The organism is Enteroscipio rubneri (genome assembly GCF_963929405.1).
In the GTDB taxonomy this organism is placed as follows: domain Bacteria; phylum Actinomycetota; class Coriobacteriia; order Coriobacteriales; family Eggerthellaceae; genus Enteroscipio; species Enteroscipio rubneri.
In genome coordinates this window covers 43721-61934 of the sequence record NZ_CAWVIN010000003.1, presented here as the reverse complement: position 1 = coordinate 61934, position 18214 = coordinate 43721, and the positions used below count along the sequence as shown (strand labels likewise).

At 60.0% G+C, this 18214-nt stretch carries 11 protein-coding genes and 1 CRISPR repeat array (1 of these 12 only partly in view); of the genes, 10 read left to right on the top strand and 1 reads right to left on the bottom strand.

Annotated elements, in window-relative coordinates; genetic code table 11:
* Positions 1 to 6: 6 nt before the first annotated feature.
* The 6 genes from ABGT83_RS07560 to fdhF all read left to right on the top strand — a co-directional run bounded on the left by ABGT83_RS07560 (position 7) and on the right by fdhF (position 8301).
* Positions 7 to 843, top strand: coding sequence for a TrmH family RNA methyltransferase (locus ABGT83_RS07560; RefSeq protein ID WP_103265486.1), 837 nt, complete (start codon positions 7 to 9; stop codon positions 841 to 843).
* Positions 844 to 1006: 163 nt separating this feature from the next.
* Positions 1007 to 1918 (top strand): patatin-like phospholipase family protein, encoded by a 912-nt coding sequence (locus ABGT83_RS07555; protein ID WP_103265487.1) that lies wholly within the window; start codon positions 1007 to 1009, stop codon positions 1916 to 1918.
* Between the two features lie 144 nt (positions 1919 to 2062).
* Positions 2063 to 2635: a nitroreductase family protein gene (locus tag ABGT83_RS07550; protein ID WP_346686793.1), complete on the top strand. Its 573-nt coding sequence runs from the start codon at positions 2063 to 2065 to the stop codon at positions 2633 to 2635.
* A gap of 366 nt (positions 2636 to 3001) precedes the next feature.
* A complete protein-coding gene (gene thrH / locus ABGT83_RS07545) occupies positions 3002 to 3604 on the top strand; it encodes a bifunctional phosphoserine phosphatase/homoserine phosphotransferase ThrH (protein ID WP_103265489.1) in 603 nt (200 codons plus the stop codon).
* A gap of 154 nt (positions 3605 to 3758) precedes the next feature.
* The gene (locus ABGT83_RS07540) at positions 3759 to 5597 is read left to right on the top strand and encodes an NAD(P)-binding protein (RefSeq protein WP_418762998.1); all 1839 of its coding nucleotides are present in this window, start codon (positions 3759 to 3761) and stop codon (positions 5595 to 5597) included.
* Entirely contained in the window at positions 5590 to 8301 is a 2712-nt protein-coding gene (gene fdhF, locus ABGT83_RS07535; protein WP_346686791.1) for a formate dehydrogenase subunit alpha, read from the top strand. The genes ABGT83_RS07540 and fdhF overlap by 8 nt, the downstream gene beginning before the upstream one ends.
* A gap of 81 nt (positions 8302 to 8382) precedes the next feature.
* Here the strand turns inward: fdhF and ettA are convergent, their stop codons facing one another.
* Positions 8383 to 10062, bottom strand: a complete 1680-nt coding sequence (ettA, locus tag ABGT83_RS07530; protein WP_346686790.1) for an energy-dependent translational throttle protein EttA — start codon at positions 10060 to 10062, stop codon at positions 8383 to 8385.
* Positions 10063 to 10420: 358 nt separating this feature from the next.
* Here ettA and cas9 point away from each other — a divergent pair, with 358 nt between their 5' ends.
* The 4 genes from cas9 to csn2 are packed head-to-tail and all read left to right on the top strand — an operon-like array spanning position 10421 to position 16413.
* Positions 10421 to 14536: a type II CRISPR RNA-guided endonuclease Cas9 gene (gene cas9 / locus ABGT83_RS07525; protein WP_103265493.1), complete on the top strand. Its 4116-nt coding sequence runs from the start codon at positions 10421 to 10423 to the stop codon at positions 14534 to 14536.
* Complete coding sequence (gene cas1 / locus ABGT83_RS07520) at positions 14526 to 15401, top strand: type II CRISPR-associated endonuclease Cas1 (RefSeq protein WP_103265494.1); 876 nt, start codon at positions 14526 to 14528, stop codon at positions 15399 to 15401. The genes cas9 and cas1 overlap by 11 nt, the downstream gene beginning before the upstream one ends.
* A 26-nt stretch (positions 15402 to 15427) precedes the next feature.
* The gene (cas2, locus tag ABGT83_RS07515; protein ID WP_103265495.1) at positions 15428 to 15736 is read left to right on the top strand and encodes a CRISPR-associated endonuclease Cas2; all 309 of its coding nucleotides are present in this window, start codon (positions 15428 to 15430) and stop codon (positions 15734 to 15736) included.
* Positions 15733 to 16413: a type II-A CRISPR-associated protein Csn2 gene (csn2, locus tag ABGT83_RS07510; RefSeq protein ID WP_346686788.1), complete on the top strand. Its 681-nt coding sequence runs from the start codon at positions 15733 to 15735 to the stop codon at positions 16411 to 16413. Before cas2 ends, csn2 begins: the two co-directional genes overlap by 4 nt.
* 54 nt (positions 16414 to 16467) lie before the next feature.
* Positions 16468 to 18214: direct repeats of the CRISPR family, unit length 36 nt; unit sequence GTTTTGGAGCAGTGACAAACTGACTGGTAGTCAAAC (it continues 455 nt past the right edge of the window).

Sequence of the window (18214 nt, the reverse complement as noted above, 5' to 3'; positions counted from 1 at the left end):
TCGCACATGGCGATCATTCGAATCGACAATCTTGACGATCCGCGCCTCGCGCCGTATTCAGGCGCTGCCGATGCGCAGCTACGCTTGAGCCCGAGCGCTCCGAACGGTCTGTTCATTGCGGAGTCACGCAAAGTTGCCGAGCGGGCTCTCGATGCGGGCGTTTCTCCTCGCTCGCTGTTCATGGAGGAGCGCTGGCTTGCTCAGAGCATGCCGCTCGTCGAGCGTCTGACGGCTGCTGATCCGTCATTTCCGGTACTCGTCGCCACGCGCGAGCAGTTCCACGCGCTCACGGGCTACGAGGTGACGCGCGGGGCCCTGGCTGCGTTCGAGCGGCCCGCGCTTCCCCGCGTCGAGAAGGTGCTTGCAGGAGCGCGACGGGTGGCAGTGCTCGAGGATATCGTAAACTATACCAATATCGGCGCCGTCTTCCGCTCGGCGGCGGCGCTCGGCATCGACGCGGTGCTCGTCACGCCATCCTGCCACGATCCGCTTTACCGTCGTGCTGCGCGGGTGTCGATGGGGACGGTATTCCAGGTGCCGTGGACGCGCATCGGCAGCGAGCGCGACTGGGCTGCCGAAGGTGTACCGCTGCTTCATGAGCTGGGATTCGAGACCGCCGCGCTCGCGCTTTCCGATGATGCGATACCGTTGCACGACAAACGCCTGCGCTCATGCGACAGGCTGGCCCTTGTTTTGGGAACGGAGGGCGACGGGCTGTCGGCGTCCACTATCATGCGATGCGATATGACCGTCAAGATCCCCATGGACCATGGGGTGGACTCCCTCAATGTAGCAGCCGCCAGCGCCGTGGCGTTCTGGGAGTTGAGGACCCAGAACCGCTGATCTTTTCCCGGATCGCGCGAATTGGCGTGTCCGGGTGTTCTTCTCCGGCGTGTTGTCCAAGCGGAAGAAACGGTGCTGCAACGATCGCGCTTCGACTCCTCGTCGTGCCAACGGATGGCCGTATAGTCCGAAGCGGCGTACCGTCGGGAGAAAGGAGGCGGGCATGGCTTCGGACGAGGCCTGCGAAGAACGCGAAAAGCCGGTGAGCACCGTGCACGGCGTGGCGCTTGTATTTGAAGGCGGCGGCATGCGCAACTCCTATTCGGCGGGGGCGGTGTCCGTCTTGCTGGAAAACAAGCTGTACTTCGATGATGTGTACGGTCTTTCGGCTGGGGCGACGAACGCGATCGACTACGTCTCGCGCGACGTCCGCCGCGCGGAGGCTTCATTCACAAGGTGTTTGGACGACCTCGCATTCCGCCGCTGGCTCGAACCGCTCGTGCACGCGGACGGACTCGATGCGGAGCTGCACGGGCATCGGCGCGCACGGGCGGCATGCTCGTTGCCGTTCGATTTCGCGACGTTTTCAGCCAACCCCGCGCACTTGACGCTGCAATCCATTGATCGCGACTCGGGCGCGACCACGTACTTCACGCGCCGCGATTTCCCGACCGAGCGAATGCTTATGGAGCGAGTGCGCGCTTCGGCCAGCTACCCCATCATCATGTCCCCGACTGTGATCGATGGGCGCGCGCAGTACGACGGCGGCATCGGCGCCGGCGGCGGCATCATGCTGCCACGCGCGATGGACGACGGCCTGCGCCGCTTCTTCGTGGTGTGCACGCGCCCGCGCGGGTTCCGCAAAAAGGAGCGGCCTCGGCGCCTCTACGATGCATTCTTCTGGCGCCGCCCGCGCATGAGGGCAGCGCTCGATTCGTGGAGCCAGCGCTATAATGCAGAGCTGGACTACCTGGCCAAGCTGGAAGCCGAGGGGCGCGCCTATGCATTCTACGCGAACGAGCAAGGCGTAGCGAACACCGAGCGCGACGAGGCGAAGTTGGCGGCCAATTACGAGCGGGGCCGCCGCCAGGCGCAGGCGGAACTCGGCGCATGGATGAGCTTTCTGAACCGATGAAGCTCGCTGTTTCTGCGGCGTCGCGCTCTGGGGCTGGCGGGAGGGCCGTCGGGGTGGTATGTTGAAATGAGGCCTGCGGCGTTGGAACGCGGCATTTTATCGCTGGGCGCGGGGCGTTTCAGCGAAAGAACGAAGGAGGCTTCAATGGAGTTGATGGATGCCATCAAGGGGAGAAGGAGCATAAGGAAGTTCACCGGCGAACCCGTTGCACGGGAAACGATCGAGCATCTGCTCGAGGCCGCAACCTGGGCTCCTTCGGGGCAGAACCTGCAACCGTGGTACTTCGTGGCGCTCACGCAAAAAGAGGATCTTGCGTTCGTGTTCTCTGAGCTTGGGACAACGGCGTTCTCTCATCGCAAAGAGCTTGAGGCGCGTTTCAAGAACAACCCTGAGATCGTCGAGGAGACGATGGAGTTCGTGAGCGCGATGGGCGGTGCTTCGACGATCGTTCTCGCGTTCCTTCATAAGCCCTACAGCGAGGATCTGCTGCCCAGCTGCATCGAAAGCGTGGCAGCTGCCATGGAGAACCTGTGCCTAGCAGCCTATGAGCAAGGCCTCGGTTCGTGCTGGGTCGAGGTGGTCTGCCGGGCGGGAGACGCCTTGCATGAGCGGTTCGCGCCGGACAAGGGCAAGCTCGTCGGCGGGATCGTGCTGGGATACCCGGCCATGGAGGCGCGTCCGATCAAGCGCAAGGAAGGCCGCTACGAGATCAGATAGGCGGCGGACGCCGCCGTTTGCGGCTGCAACGGACTGCGTGCCTTCAGATTGCCCCCCCCAAGCCGGTGCTTCGCGGATCGCATGGCGTCGGCTGCGTCGATCCGTTTTCCGACGAGGGCGACCGAGTGGCGGCAAACGGCGGATGCTGTGTGTGACGCCGCCGAAAAATGGACTATCCTATGCGCGCGATCGCGATGCTTACGCGAACGGCGGGTTTCTGCCTGCGGCTGCGTTGCAGGCGGGTTTTACACCTATCCGCATCCCGATCCCGATTGAACGAGCGGCCCCGTAGTCGGTGCGCGGCTCTACCAAGTTGCAGACGAAGGCCGGAGCCCGCGTTGACGCGGCCGGACGAAAGGAGCTTTGATGTATCTGACTTGCCTCGATCTGGAGGGCGTGCTCGTTCCCGAAATCTGGATCGCGTTCGCCGAGGCCACCGGCATCCCGGAGCTTGAGCGCACCACGCGCGACGAACCTGACTACGACAAGCTCATGGGCTTTCGTCTGAACGTTCTGAGCGAGCACGGCCTCGGGCTAAAGGAGATTCAGGAGACTATTGCGAAGATCGATCCGCTTCCTGGGGCGCGAGAGTTTCTCGATGAGCTGCGGGCATTCACCCAAGTGATCATCATCAGCGATACGTTCACCCAGTTCGCAAGTCCTCTTATGGAGAAGCTCGGCTGGCCGACCATCTTCTGCAACGAGCTGGCCATGACGCCGGAAGGCGAGATCGCCGGTTTCAGGATGCGCTGCAAGGACTCCAAACTTACCACCGTGCGAGCTCTGCAGTCGTGCGGGTTCGACACCATTGCGGCGGGCGACAGCTTCAATGATCTCGGCATGATACAAGCGAGCAAGGCGGGATTCCTGTTCAAGAGCACCGACGCTATCAAGGCCGACCATCCGGAGCTGCCTGCTTACGAGGAGTACGCCGAACTGCTCGATGCCATCAAGCGGGCGCACGCATAAGCGCCTGTCACCTCGCGTCAGCCTCTCGTCTTTCATCGGTTTCGTTTGACGGCGAAGGCGGGGTGCGGATGCGCTAAAATGAGACGCTTGAGGCAATGAAACGGCGTTTGTGGGACGGCCGGGAACGCCGTCCTGCATCGACATGGGGGAAACGTTGGCAAAACTATCGATTGCGTCCAAGGTCGAAGATGATGCACTGCTGGGCGCGTTCCTCGAACGGCATGGGCGCCGTATCGCGGCGATGCCGCCGGGCATCTGCCCGGTGGTGGCCCAGCTTTCACTTCTGCAAGCCGCCGCTGCCCAGACCTGCGGGAAGTGCGTGCCCTGCCGAGACGGGCTGCCGCGCCTCGTGGCAATGATCGAGCGGGTGGCGGCCTGTGAAGCAGGCGAGGACGAGCTTCGGGCGTGCCGGTCGCTCGCCGAGATGGTGCGCGACACCTCAGATTGCGCAATCGGCTACGAAGCTGCGCAGGCACTGCTCGAGGGCATGGATGCGTTTGCATCCGAGTACGAAAGCCACGTGCGGTCTCATGGTTGCCGCGAGGGCGTGAAGCAGTCGGTGCCGTGCGAGACGCTGTGTCCCGCACATGTCAACGTACCGGGCTATATCGCGCTTGTCGAAGCTGGCGACTATGCAGGTGCGGTCGGCATGGTGCGCAAGGACAATCCGTTCCCGACCGCCTGCGCTCTCGTGTGCGAGCATCCTTGCGAGGCGCACTGCCGCCGCACGCTCATTGATGCGCCACTCAATATCCGCGGTATCAAGAAGTACGCGGTGGACCATGCGCCGGCTGACACGGTGCCCATTCCTGTCCATAGCGCGGACACGGCACGCACGGTTGCGATCATTGGCGGGGGGCCGAGCGGCCTAACCTGCGCGTACTTCCTTGCGCTCATGGGGCATCGGGTGACGGTATTCGAAGCCCGCAAGCAGCTTGGCGGCATGCTTCGCTACGGCATCCCTGCATATCGCTTTCCGCGCGAACGGCTTGACGAGGACATTCGAGGGATTCTGTCTGCCGGATCCATTACGGCTCGGTGCGAGTGCCCCGTCGGCTTGCATGAAATGGGCGAGATCGCGGAAACCTACGATGCGGTGTATATCGCCATCGGCGCGCAAACGGGCAAGACGCTGCGCATGGATCATGCCGATGCCGCGGGCGTCATGTCGGCCGTCGACCTGCTTGGGCGGATCGGGGACGGCGATTACCCCGATTTCTCCGGAAAGCGCGTGGTTGTGGTTGGCGGCGGCAACGTGGCTATGGACTGCGCGCGCACATCGGTACGCGCGGGGGCCGCGGAGGTGACCGTCGTGTACCGGCGCCGCAAGGAGGACATGACGGCACTTCCGGCTGAGATCGAAAGCGCCATCGCAGAGGGCGTTGAGATGATTGTGCTCCAAGCTCCCGTCGGTATTGAGACTGATGAGGCTGGGCGCTGCGCTGCGCTTATCACCCAGCCGCAGATGATCGGTCCGGTGCGCGGAGGCCGACCTGCGCCGATTGCGGCCGACAAGCCGCAGGACAGGGTAGAGGCGGACGTCGTGCTGATCGCCGTCGGCCAGGATATCCAAGCCGCGCCGTTCGAAGAATACGGCCTGGAGACCAATCGGGGCTGCTTTGTGGTCGACGAGTATCTGGCGGTCACAGGGCGGGATAATGTATTCGCAGGCGGCGACTGTCAGACGGGCCCCGCAACGGCTATCAAGGCCATCGCCGCGGGAAGGGTCGTGGCGCGAAACATCGATGAATACCTAGGCTACCATCATACGCTTCGCTCGGATATCCCGGTACCGCAGGCGCACGAGAATGATCGTACGCCCAGGGGTCGTGTGGAGATTACGGAGAGGCCCGCGCGTGTTCGCAGGAACGATTTCGACCATGTGGAAAACGGCATGAGCCGCGAGGAGGTCGAGCAGGAGTGCGGGCGCTGCCTGCGGTGCGATCGGTTCGGCTTCGGCGTTTCGGAAGGGGGCAGGCAGCAATATGCCTAGCATCGAGATCGACGGGACCGTCTTCGAGGCGGCGGAGGGTGCTACGATTCTGGAGGCTGCGCAGCAAGCCGGCATCCGTATTCCCACGCTCTGCTACTTGAAGGATGCGAACGCTATCGCCTCCTGTCGCGTGTGCGTGGTCGAGGTGGAAGGGCAGGAGCATCCCGTTCCCGCGTGTGCGACCGCTGTGCGCGACGGCATGAGCGTGACAACCGATTCGCTGAAGATTCGAGCGTACCGGCAGGTTGCGCTGGATCTCATCATCTCCGATCATGGATTGGATTCGACGCGCTACTGCTTCTCGTGCGATAAGAACGGCGCGTGCGAGCTGCAGGCGCTCTGTCGCGAGTACGGCGTGCTCGAACCGACGTATCGGCAAGCCAAAGAGCACAAGCCGATTCTGGATGCCAATCCGTTCCTATCCTTCGACCCGAACCTGTGCATCGTCTGCCAGCGGTGCGTGGGCGCATGCAACGCGACCGCGCGCAATCACACGCTTGCTACTGGCAAGCGCGGTGTGCGAACCGTCATCGAGGCGCCATTCGGCGAAGACTGGTTGGCGACGGGCTGTGAATCGTGCGGCAATTGTGCTCAGGCGTGTCCGACGGGGGCTATCGCGGTCAAGCGTCGCGGCGGGTACCGCTCATGGGAGACCGAGCGCGTGCGCACCACGTGCCCCCACTGCGGCGTGGGCTGCCAGCTCGATCTCGTGGTGAAGGATGGCCGAGTCGTGGATGCCGAGGGTGCGCCCGGTCCGTCGAATCAGGGGCTTCTGTGCGTCAAGGGCCGTTCAGCTAGCTTCGACTTCGTGGATGCACCCGACCGCATTCGAACGCCGCTTGTGAAGAATTCCGCAACCGGGGAGTTTGAATCTGCGACCTGGGACGAAGCCCTTGATCTCGTAGCTGCGCGCTTTGCGGAGATACGAGATGCGCAGGGCGGCGGCGCGCTTGCGGCCTTCGCGTGCTCGCGCGCCACGAACGAGGACATCTACCTGTTCCAGAAGATGGCACGGACGGTGTTCAGAACGAACAACGTCGACTGCTGCGCGCGTGTTTGACACGCTCCCACGGTCGCCGGTCTGGCGACCATGCTTGGTTCGGGAGCGATGACGAACTCCATCGAGGACGTTACGCGCGAGGCGGACGTCATCATGCTCGTGGGATCGAACCCCGAGGAGGCACATCCAGTCGCGGGCATGCAGATCCGCGCCGCAGTCGAGCGCGGATGCCGTCTCATCGTCGCAGATCCGCGTAGCATCGGGCTTGCGGCGCATGCCGATATCCATCTCAAGCTGCGGCCGGGCACGAATGTGGCGTTCGCGAACGGCATCGTGAACGTGCTCATCCGCGAGGGACTGTACGACGAGCGTTTCGTGCACGAGCGCACCGAGGGCTTCGAGATTCTGTCTGCGACCGTGCGCGACTATACGCCCGCGCGCGTTGCCGAGATATGCGGCATCGATCAGCGCGATCTCGTGTCAGCCGCGAAGCTGTATGCGGCTGCCGATGCGGCTGCCATCGTCTATTGCCTGGGCGTGACCGAGCACTCAACGGGCACCGACGGCGTCATGGCGCTGTCGAATATCGCCATGGTTACGGGAAACCTGGGACGTCGGGGCGGCGGCGTGAATCCGCTGCGCGGGCAGAACAACGTGCAAGGCGCCTGCGACATGGGTGCCGGTCCGGATGATCTGCCTGGTTATCAGAAGGTGGCCGATCCTGAAGTAGTGCGGCGATTCGAGAAGGCGTGGGGCACCGAACTGTCGCGCGAAAAGGGCGTGAAGGCGACCGAATGCTTTCCGGCGATGATCGAAGGCGATATCAAAGGCCTGTTCCTGTTCGGCGAGGATCCTGTGCGCACCGATCCCGATACGACTCATGTGATCCGCGCGCTCGAGGCACTCGAGTTCTTCGTAGTGGACGATCTGTTTATGACCGAGACGGCGAAGTATGCCGACGTCATCTTGCCGGGGCGCAGCTATGCAGAGAAGGAAGGAACGTTCACGAACACCGAACGGCGCGTGCAGCGCGTGCGCAAGGCCGTGGACGTCGCAGGCGATACTCGCCTCGATACCGATATATTCATTGAAATCATGAACCGTATGGGCTACGATCAGCCGCGCTTGACCGCCTCCGAGGTTATGGATGAGATCGCGGCGGTCACCCCCACGTACGGCGGCATGAGCCACGCGCGTCTCGACGGGGAGGAAGTGGCCGGCCGTGGCCTGCAATGGCCGTGCCCGAGCGCAGACCATCCGGGGACGCCCATCTTGCATATGGGCGAGTTCGCCCAAGGCCTGGGCGCGTTCTCCACGCCCGATTACCAACCCTCAGCCGAACTCCCTGACGAGGAGTACCCCTTCGTTCTCATGACGGGCCGTGTACTGTACCAGTACAACGCCTGCGCGATGACGGGGAGAACCGAGGGTTTGAGCGAGCTTGCGGGAAGTTCGTTTATCGAGCTGAACGAGCGCGATGCTGCCGTTCTCAACGTGTCTGACGGCGATCGCGTGCGTGTCTCGTCGCGGCGCGGTGAGCTTGAGACCACGGCTCGGGTGTCGGACAAAACGAATCCTGGTGAGACGTGGATGCCGTTTCACTTCCAAGACGCCAACAGCAACTGGCTGACCAATGCCGCGCTTGACCGTGTGTCGAAAGCGCCGGAGTATAAGGTCTGCGCCGTACGTGTGGAGAAGGCATAAGAAGGGGCCGCACGATCGGCGACCCCTTCTTCTCCAACCGGTAGCCCCGCTTTCTTGTGTCGGAAGCGGGGCTGCTGACGTTTAATCACGCGTGAGCTTGCGATGGACGCGGTGCGGACGGGAAGCCTCCTCGCCAAGACGCTCCACACGATTCTTCTGGTACGCCTCGAAGTTGCCTTCGAACCACGTCCAGGTGCCGGGGTTCTCGTCGGTGCCCTCCCAGGCAAGGATGTGCGTGGCCACGCGGTCGAGGAACCAGCGGTCGTGGCTTGTGACCACGGCGCAGCCGGGGAAGGCCAGCAGCGCTTCCTCCAGGCTGGCCAGCGTCTCGGTGTCCAGGTCGTTCGTGGGCTCGTCGAGCAAGAGCAGGTTGCCGCCCTGCTTGAGCGTGAGCGCCAGGTTCAGGCGGTTGCGCTCGCCGCCTGAGAGCACGCCGGCCGGCTTCTGCTGGTCGGAGCCCTTGAAGCCGAAGCTGGCCACGTAGGCGCGGCTGGGGATTTCCGTGTCGCCCACAATCATGAAGTCGTTGCCGCCGGAGACGACCTCCCACAGCTTCGTGTTTGGATCGATGCCCTCGCGGTTCTGGTCGACGTAGCTAATCACCACGGACTCGCCAATGTCGAGCGTGCCGCCGTCGACCGGCTCCAGGCCCATGATCATCTTGAACAGGGTGGACTTGCCCACGCCGTTCGGGCCGATAACGCCCACGATGCCGTTCGGAGGCAGGTCGAACGACAGGTCGTCGATGAGCACGCGGTCGCCGAAGGCCTTGTGTAGGTGGCTCGCCTCGATGACCTTCGCGCCCAGGCGTGGCGGCACGGGGATCTGGATCTCGTTGTAGTCGAGTTTCTTGTTCGCCTGTGCCTCGGCGGCCATTTTTTCGTAGGCGGCAAGACGCGCTTTGCTCTTGGCTTGGCGGGCCTTCGGGCTCGAGCGCACCCATTCGAGCTCCTTCTTCAGCTTCTTGGCAAGCTTCTCCTGGCTTTGGCCCTGCGCTTCGATGCGGGCGGCCTTCGTTTCAAGGTAGGTGGAGTAGTTGCCCTTGTAGGGGAAGAGGCTGCCGCGGTCCACCTCGCAGATCCACTCGGCCACGTTGTCGAGGAAGTAGCGGTCGTGCGTGACGGCGAGGACGGCGCCTGGATAGCTGCGGAGGAACTGCTCGAGCCAGAGCACCGATTCGGCATCCAAGTGGTTCGTGGGCTCGTCGAGCAGCAGCAGGTCGGGCGCCTCGAGCAGCAGGCGGCAGAGCGCCACGCGGCGCCGCTCGCCGCCGGAGAGGTGCGTGACCGGCTCGTCGGGGTCGGGGCACTGCAGTGCGTCCATGGCCTGGGAGAGCTGGCTGTCAAGGTCCCAGCCGTTCGCGGCGTCGATCTCGGTCTGGAGCTGCCCCATCTCCTCCATGAGCGCGTCGAAGTCGGCGTCGGGCTCGGCCATCTCCATGCCGATGGCGTTGAAGCGCTCCACCTTTGCGAAGATGTCGCCGAAGGCCTGCTTGATGTTGCCGAGGACGGTCTTTTCCTCGTCTAGCGGCGGCTCCTGTAAGAGGATGCCCACCGAGTAGCCCGGCGTGAGGCGCGCCTCGCCGTTCGTGACCTCTTCGAGTCCGGCCATGATCTTGAGCAGGGTGGACTTGCCCATGCCGTTCGGCCCCACGACGCCGATCTTCGCGCCGGGGTAGAACGACAGCGTCACGTCGTCGAGGATGACCTTGTCGCCATGCGCCTTGCGGGCCTGGTGCATCTGGTAAATGAATTCTGGCATGTCGTGCTTTCTGGTTCGGGGTTGTTCGTGCGAGGGATATTGTCGCACGAGTTAGGACGTGTACTCTACGGTAATTTCCCTGATGCATACGATAATCGCACGCCTCATTGGAGTGCAACGGGGCTTCGCACGAGGTTGTGGCGCGCATAGCGTCTCAAAATGCGGTTCAGTTAGCGCAGGGGTTTGATTGGAATAATAGCAGAGGGCCCGAAAGGGCCCTCTGCAGTGAGTCAAAGTGCCGCCTCCGCGGCGCCCCGAAGGGCAGGTAAGGCTTAGCCTTTATTTTGACTCGCAGTGACATCTTGACTGGTATCAAGATGTGATCCATTCTATCAGGTATATCCTGAAAGGGGAACCTATGAATCTGCGCAACGTCGAATCATATCAAATTGGGTTGGATATCGGAACGGGATCGGTAGGATGGGCGGTGCTCGATGACAAAGGCGATCTTTGTCGCTTCAAGGGTAAGCCGACATGGGGGAGCCGCGTGTTCCCGTCGGCGCAGACCGCTGCCGACACGCGGGTGCATCGCGGTCAGCGCCGCCGCTACGACCGTCGGCGCCAGCGGCTCGATCTGCTGCAAGGGCTTTTCGCCGAGGAGATGGCGAAGGTCGACCCGGAGTTCTTCATCCGCCTGAACCAGGCGCGCCTCTTGCCTGAGGATCGCGACCCGGCCCACGCGGCGTATCGTTGGCCGCTTTTCAATGACGGCGACTTCACCGAGGCGGACTACTACCAGCGCTTTCCTACCATATACCACCTGCGCGCCCATCTGATGGAGTCTGATGAGAAGGCCGACATACGCCTTGTCTACCTGGCGTTTCACAACATCGTGAAGCATCGGGGGAATTTCCTGCACCAGGACAACCCTGCGCTCAGCGCGAAGAACGCCAATATGGGGGATGCGGTTGGGGAGCTGTGCCATGCGCTCGGGGAGTGGTGCGCGAAGTACGATGTCGAGTGCGCATGCAACCAGGATGCGCTCGCGAGGATCTTGAGCGACGCATCGTTGCAGGTTGCCGAAAAACGGGAACAGGTCGAAAATGCGCTCGGAATAGAAAAAGAGTACAAGAAGCTCGAGAAAGCCGTTTCTGCAGCCGTCGTCGGATATGCAGCTGAGTTCTCGCATATCTTTTTCGCCGATGCAGAAGGCAGCAAGTTCGCGCTATCCAACGACGAAAAGGTCGAAGCGTATGCTTGTCCAGATGAAGGCCGTGATCTCTTTGAAGCGATGCAAAAGGTCTATTCGTCCTACGTGTTGATGAGTATACTGAGCGAGGCGCAAGGCGAAATGCTTTCGTTATGCAAAGTGCGGGAATACGATCGCTACGGCTGCGATCTGGAAACGCTCAAAGACCTGGTGCGTGCCTATGGACCTGAACGGTACGACGAATTCTTCCGGGGATCGTTCTACGAGGGGACGCATGACTACGATCCCGGAAAAGCGAAGGGCTACACCAAGTACAACCTGGGTACGAGCAAGCTTTCGCATGAAGACTTTCTGAAAGAAGTTCAGAAGCTCCTGATGGACATCGGAGCGCAGGCGGACAAACGGTATGCGGCCATCGAGCGCGCCATCGAGGCGGGCACGTTTCTGCGCCGCTTGAAGACCAGCGATAACGGCACGATTCCCTATCAGCTGCATCGGGAAGAAATGCTGGCCATCATTGAGCGACAGGCACCGTACTACCCCTTTCTTGCGAGCGAGAAGGATGAGCTTGAATCGCTCGTGACGTTCCGTATCCCTTACTACATTGGGCCGCTCACGCGGAAGAACGCCGCAGTCGATGCCAGGGGTGAGACGCGTTTCGCGTGGTCGTCGCGCAAGCCGGGGATGGAGAACGAGCGCGTCTACCCGTGGAACTGGGAAAAGGTCATCGACAAGGACCAAAGCGCCGAAGACTTCATCCGCCGCATGACCGGCACGTGCACGTATTTGAAGGGCGAGCCGGTGCTTGCGCGCTGCTCGCTTGATTACGAGATGTTCTGCGTGCTGAACGAGCTCGCCGGGGCGCGCTGGACGCAGGATGGAGACAAGAGCTACCGGTTTGACACGGCCGACCGCCTGGGTATCGTGGAGGATCTCTTCAAGAAGCGCAAGCGCGTGACCTACGAGGCGGTGGAGAAGTGGCTGGCGAAGACGCACGGGCCGGAGGGTGGCAAGTCCGTCGGCGGCGCGTACCACGTGTCGGGGGGTCAGGGCGAGGACGCGTTCGAGTCGCAGCTCTCCTCGCACCGCGACTTCTGCAAGATTCTCGAGGTCGATGATCTTTCCGAAGCGGATGCCATCATGGCTGAGGACGTCATTTTGTGGAACACCGTGTTCGAGGATCGCTCCATCTTGAAGCGTAAAATCAAGCTCGCCTACGGCGACCGCTTGAGCGATGCGCAGATCCGCAAGCTCTGCAAGAAGCGCTACGCTGGTTGGGGGCGGCTGTCGGCCGAGCTTCTGCGCGGGCTGCGTAGCGCCACCGACAACGGCCCCAAAACCATCATGGATATATTGCTGGAGGGCGACCCGAACCATGCGCGCCGCATGGGGGCGGCCATGAACCTCATGGAGATACTCCATGACGACCTGCTGGAATTCCAGGCGAAGATCGACGAGCGCAACCGCGAGCGCGCGCTTGAGTCTGGCGGGATGACGGTCGACGAGGTGACGGGCTCGCCGGCTCTGCGGCGTGGCATCAACCAGGCACTTCGCGTCGTGGATGAGATCGCACAGATCGCCGGCAAGCCCCCTGCGCATATCTACATCGAGGTGACGCGTGACGAGGATCCTCGCAACAAGGGCAGACGAAGCACGAGCCGCTACAAGGCCTTGGAAGCGGCGCTCGCCAGTTTGAAGGGCCAATATGCTGACGTGTGCACCGAGCTCAAGGAGCGCGATCCGCGCGCTCTCGATGACGAGCGGCTGACGCTCTACTTCATGCAGTGCGGCAAGTGCATGTACTCGGGAAAACCGCTGGATATCAATAAGCTATCGACCTACCAGGTCGACCATATCTTGCCCCAGTCGTACACCAAAGACGACAGCTTCGAGAACAAGGTTCTGGTGTACGCGGACGAGAACCAGCGCAAGCTTGACTCGTTACTGCTGGACCAAAAGCTTATCGGGCGCATGCAGGGATTCTGGCGCACGTTGCGCGATGCAGGACTCATCGGCGACAAGAAGTTCAACAACTTGACGCGCACGAGTGTGGGCGACGAGATGATGAAGAAATTCATCAACCGCCAGCTGGTGGAGACGAGCCAGATCGTGAAGCAGGTGCAGCAGCTGCTTCAGACACGCTATCCTGAAAGCGACGTGCAGCCGGTGAAGGCAGGCGTTTCCCACCAGTTGCGCGAGCAGTGCAGGCTTGCGAAGAGCCGCGAGATCAACGACTTCCACCATGCGCACGACGCCTATCTTGCCTGCCAGGTAGGACGGTTCATACGGTATCGCCATAGCGCCGTGTACAGCGAGCCGGTGAAGATGGCCGCGGTGGTGAGGCAGTTCATCAAGAAGCAGGCTGACGATTATCGCCGTACCCGCGAGATGCCGGGCTCGGCTGGGTTCATCGTGTCGAGCTTCCTAACGCCTGGCTTCGACGTGGAGACGGGGGAAGTGTTCCGCGACGCCTGGAACGCCGAGTTCGAGATAGACCGCATCAAGCGCTGTTTCGACTACAAGGACTGCTTCATCTCGCGCATGCCTGAAGAGACGCATGGGGCGTTTTGGGATGCCACGATCTATTCGCCGAAGATGGCGGGCAAGACGCTCAATCTTCCTTTGAAGAAGGGGCTTGATCCGCAAAAGTACGGCAGCTATTCGCGCGAGCAGTTCGCGTACTTTTTCGTGTACGAGGCAACCAAGCCGAAGAAGAACCAGCGGGTGCTTGAGTTTGCGCCGGTGCCTGTACGTGTGGCATCCGCGCTCGCAAGCGATCCGCAAGCGTTGGACAACTACGCGCGCGAGCTTGCGGAGGGGGCAGGGCTCGTGTTCGAGCGCATCCGTCGGCGGAAGGTGTACAAGTATCAGCAGATTATCATCGGTGATTCGCGGCTGTACATCACGGGGAAGAAGGAGGTTCGTAATGCGCAGCAGTTCGCCTTCTCTCAGGACGAGACGGAGCTGATCTGGCGTATTGAAAAGAGCAAGGATTGCTCGCTGGATGAGTTGCTCGGATTGCTTCGCTCTCTGCAGGGCAAGTATGCTCACTACGCCTCTCGGTTGGGCCAGCAGATGAAGGTGGCTGAAATGGAGGATGCATTCGCGAAGGCAAGCGATGCCGATCAGCGTCGGGCGCTGCTCTCTTTAGTGTCGATTGCGGCTGCGCATACGAACATGATCGATTTGTCGTCGGTTGGCGGCTCGAAATACTCGGGATGTATGAACGCTTCGTTCTCTAAAGAGCTCTCTGCAGGTAAGATCTGCTTCGTAGATTCTTCGGTAACCGGCATGTTCGAGAGGCGTGAGACGGTTGGCCTTTAGAACCATCTTCATCGAGAGCCAGTGCCGATGCAGCTATCAAGGCGGCTACCTCGTGGTGCGGAAGACGGACGACACGAAGAAGATCCACCTGTCGGAGATATCGTCCATCATCTTGCAGAACACGCAGGTGTACTTGAGCGCGTACTTGCTGGCCGAGTTGGCGAAGTGCAAGATATCGCTGGTTGTTGCCGACGAGAAGTGTAACCCCATCGGACAATATCTCCCGTTGTACGGCGCGCATAACGCAAGCAAGCGCGTGACGGAGCAGCTCTCGTGGGGTGAGCCGATCAAGAAGCGCGTGTGGCAGCAGGTGGTCAAGGAAAAGATTCGCCAGCAAGCGCGCGTGCTCGAGGAAAGAGGGCTCGCGGAAGCTGCGAAGTCGCTCTATGCAAGTCGCGACGAGGTGCGGTCCGGCGACACTACCAACCGGGAGGCCCATGCGGCGCGCCTGTACTTCGCCGCGGTGTTCGGCCGCGGCTTCTCGCGCGATGATGATGTCCCGGTCAACGCGGCTCTGAACTACGGGTACGCCGTGCTACTCTCCATGGTGAATAGGGAAGTGGTTTCGCGCGGGTACTTGACGCAGTGCGGAATCTGCCATCGCAGCGAGTACAACCAGTTCAACTTCTCATGCGACTTGATGGAGCCCTTCCGGCCCATCGTCGACCGCTTGGCGTACGAGTACGCGCAAGAGCTTTTCGATCAGGACGTACGGCGTTTGCTGGGCGATTTGGGAAATCGCGTCGTGGTGTACAAGGGAGGCTCGTACCGCCTACATTCGGTGGTTTCCCTTTTCGTGCAAGACTGCCTCGCGGCGCTCAACAAGAACTTGGCGGTGTCTGAGATCGAGGGCTTCGAGCAGTGATGGGCGCTCAGGAGAGGATTCGGTACATGAGGGTGTTCGTGTTCTTCGATCTGCCGGTTGACACGGCGACGCAGCGGAAAGAGTATCGGCTGTTCCGTAAGTACCTTATCAAGGAAGGGTTCCTCATGTTGCAGGAGTCGGTGTACGCGAAGCTGGTGGTGAACGACGCGCAGGCGGGTGCTGCCATCAATCGCCTGCGACAGCATCGTCCTCCGGCTGGGTTGGTGCAAGCGCTTAAGGTGACGGAGAAGCAGTTCGCCATGATGGAATTCATCACAGGCGTGCGACAATCGTACGATGAGCTTGATACGCTGGAAGGATTCGTGGTGCTATGAACCTCGTGCTGTCGGGTTTCTCCGAAGCTCTGGCCTTGGGAAACGACAAGGTATCGGTGCTGGAGGTGCATAACCGCCGGTTGTTCGCGCGAATTTGTCAGTCACTGGCGTCCGAGCTTGATGACGAGGCGCTGGAGCCGTACGCTTTGTGGGATGGCGAGGATCGGCGAAGCTCCAGGAACCGCTTCTTGTTCGTGCTCGATCCTTTTGAGCTTCCTTGGTCGGAAAGGGCGCTGCTTGGCGAGGTGCACGAGCGCGTCGAGGAGATGTTTTTGGCCGAAGACGACGTGCGGCAAGAGATCGAGGCGGCGGGACGGGCCTTGTCGGAGCGAGTGGCATCGTTGGGACTTCGGCTTCAATCGGACTACGCCTTTGAAGTACAATGGGAAATGCGAAAGTATCTGAAGGCATTTGATTTCAGCGTCGAGGTTGATCCTTCCGACGCGCTCCTTGATAACCTGATAAAGTTTTTGAAGCTCGCGTCTGATGCGTCCTTCGATAAGCAGCTGGTGTTCGTGAATCTGAAGACCTTTTTAGAGCCGGATGAGGTGCAAGAGTTCTATCGGCAAGCGGTTTTTTCTAAGTTGAGCGTGCTGCTGCTTGAGAATATCCCGGATGAAGCGAGCTTTGAGTATGAACGAAAAATGGTTATTGACCTGGATTTTCTTCAATCATGAAGATGCCAGCCAGTCAGTTGTCCGTCCTCCTGCAGAGAGGATTTTGCCCTAACGGTTTTGGAGCAGTGACAAACTGACTGGTAGTCAAACACGTCCTCGTCCTCCGGCGCGTCCCAGGTGTTTTGGAGCAGTGACAAACTGACTGGTAGTCAAACGCGCCTGATGAAGTACTATGAGGACTCCATGTTTTGGAGCAGTGACAAACTGACTGGTAGTCAAACCGCCTGCCTGTACACTGTCAGGGACCATTTGTTTTGGAGCAGTGACAAACTGACTGGTAGTCAAACTTGACTGCCGTTTCCCATCCATGCCATGTCGTTTTGGAGCAGTGACAAACTGACTGGTAGTCAAACGCGTTCAAGTACCTATGGAGGTGGAGGCGGTTTTGGAGCAGTGACAAACTGACTGGTAGTCAAACCATCGACCTGTGCGTGCACGTGCGCGGCGAGTTTTGGAGCAGTGACAAACTGACTGGTAGTCAAACTATAAGGCTGTAGATTATCTTGCTTTAGAGTTTTGGAGCAGTGACAAACTGACTGGTAGTCAAACTTTTAATCTCTCATCACACTCATCGAAGAGTTTTGGAGCAGTGACAAACTGACTGGTAGTCAAACCGTATGCGGCCGCAGCCAAGACCTCGGGGGGTTTTGGAGCAGTGACAAACTGACTGGTAGTCAAACCATAGTGTCGAGCAAGCTGCCGGCGGCCCAGTTTTGGAGCAGTGACAAACTGACTGGTAGTCAAACCCGAGCGAAGCGCAGAAGAAGGCACGCGAGTTTTGGAGCAGTGACAAACTGACTGGTAGTCAAACTAAGGCGTGTCGCCGTCCGTGGACGAGTCGTTTTGGAGCAGTGACAAACTGACTGGTAGTCAAACGGTAGGAGAAGCGAATGAAGGAACCGATTGGTTTTGGAGCAGTGACAAACTGACTGGTAGTCAAACTTTCATACCCCTAGCACGCCCCTGAGGGCGTTTTGGAGCAGTGACAAACTGACTGGTAGTCAAACCCGATGGTATGCAATTCTTCGCCGCGACGGGTTTTGGAGTAGTGACAAACTGACTGGTAGTCAAACCGAACGTTCCGAGATTCCGGGTTTTGCCCTGTTTTGGAGTAGTGACAAACTGACTGGTAGTCAAACCACTTCGCAGCATCCATGTAGGCTTTGTTGTTTTGGAGTAGTGACAAACTGACTGGTAGTCAAACGCGCGAGTACGTGGGCTACACGCTCGACGGGTTTTGGAGTAGTGACAAACTGACTGGTAGTCAAACGCCGGAGGGAAAGCATGCAAGAAGATGCTGGTTTTGGAGTAGTGACAAACTGACTGGTAGTCAAACTTTTGCTTTATAGTAATCATAATGGTCTAGGTTTTGGAGTAGTGACAAACTGACTGGTAGTCAAACCTCTGACCATTCCTTATCAAACGAATGCTCGTTTTGGAGTAGTGACAAACTGACTGGTAGTCAAACTTCAAGTCCTTCTGCGCATGCGAAGTCGAAGTTTTGGAGTAGTGACAAACTGACTGGTAGTCAAACGCAGCTACCGGCTTTTCGCCAAGTACGCCGGTTTTGGAGTAGTGACAAACTGACTGGTAGTCAAACCAGGCTCAACGTCGCAGTCGTCAATACGTAGTTTTGGAGCAGTGACAAACTGACTGGTAGTCAAACGACCGTAGGCGAGCTGTCGCAGGCAATGGGGTTTTGGAGCAGTGACAAACTGACTGGTAGTCAAACACGAGTACACGAGAGGAGCATGACGATGACGTTTTGGAGCAGTGACAAACTGACTGGTAGTCAAACCAA

Coding starts and splice junctions, on each gene's coding strand:
- cas9 (WP_103265493.1), top strand. CDS start 10,421: ATGAATCTGCGCAACGTCGAATCATATCAAATTGGGTTGGATATCGGA.
- csn2 (WP_346686788.1), top strand. CDS start 15,733: ATGAACCTCGTGCTGTCGGGTTTCTCCGAAGCTCTGGCCTTGGGAAAC.
- thrH (WP_103265489.1), top strand. CDS start 3,002: ATGTATCTGACTTGCCTCGATCTGGAGGGCGTGCTCGTTCCCGAAATC.
- ABGT83_RS07550 (WP_346686793.1), top strand. CDS start 2,063: ATGGAGTTGATGGATGCCATCAAGGGGAGAAGGAGCATAAGGAAGTTC.
- cas2 (WP_103265495.1), top strand. CDS start 15,428: ATGAGGGTGTTCGTGTTCTTCGATCTGCCGGTTGACACGGCGACGCAG.
- ABGT83_RS07555 (WP_103265487.1), top strand. CDS start 1,007: ATGGCTTCGGACGAGGCCTGCGAAGAACGCGAAAAGCCGGTGAGCACC.
- ABGT83_RS07560 (WP_103265486.1), top strand. CDS start 7: ATGGCGATCATTCGAATCGACAATCTTGACGATCCGCGCCTCGCGCCG.
- ettA (WP_346686790.1), bottom strand. CDS start 10,062: ATGCCAGAATTCATTTACCAGATGCACCAGGCCCGCAAGGCGCATGGC.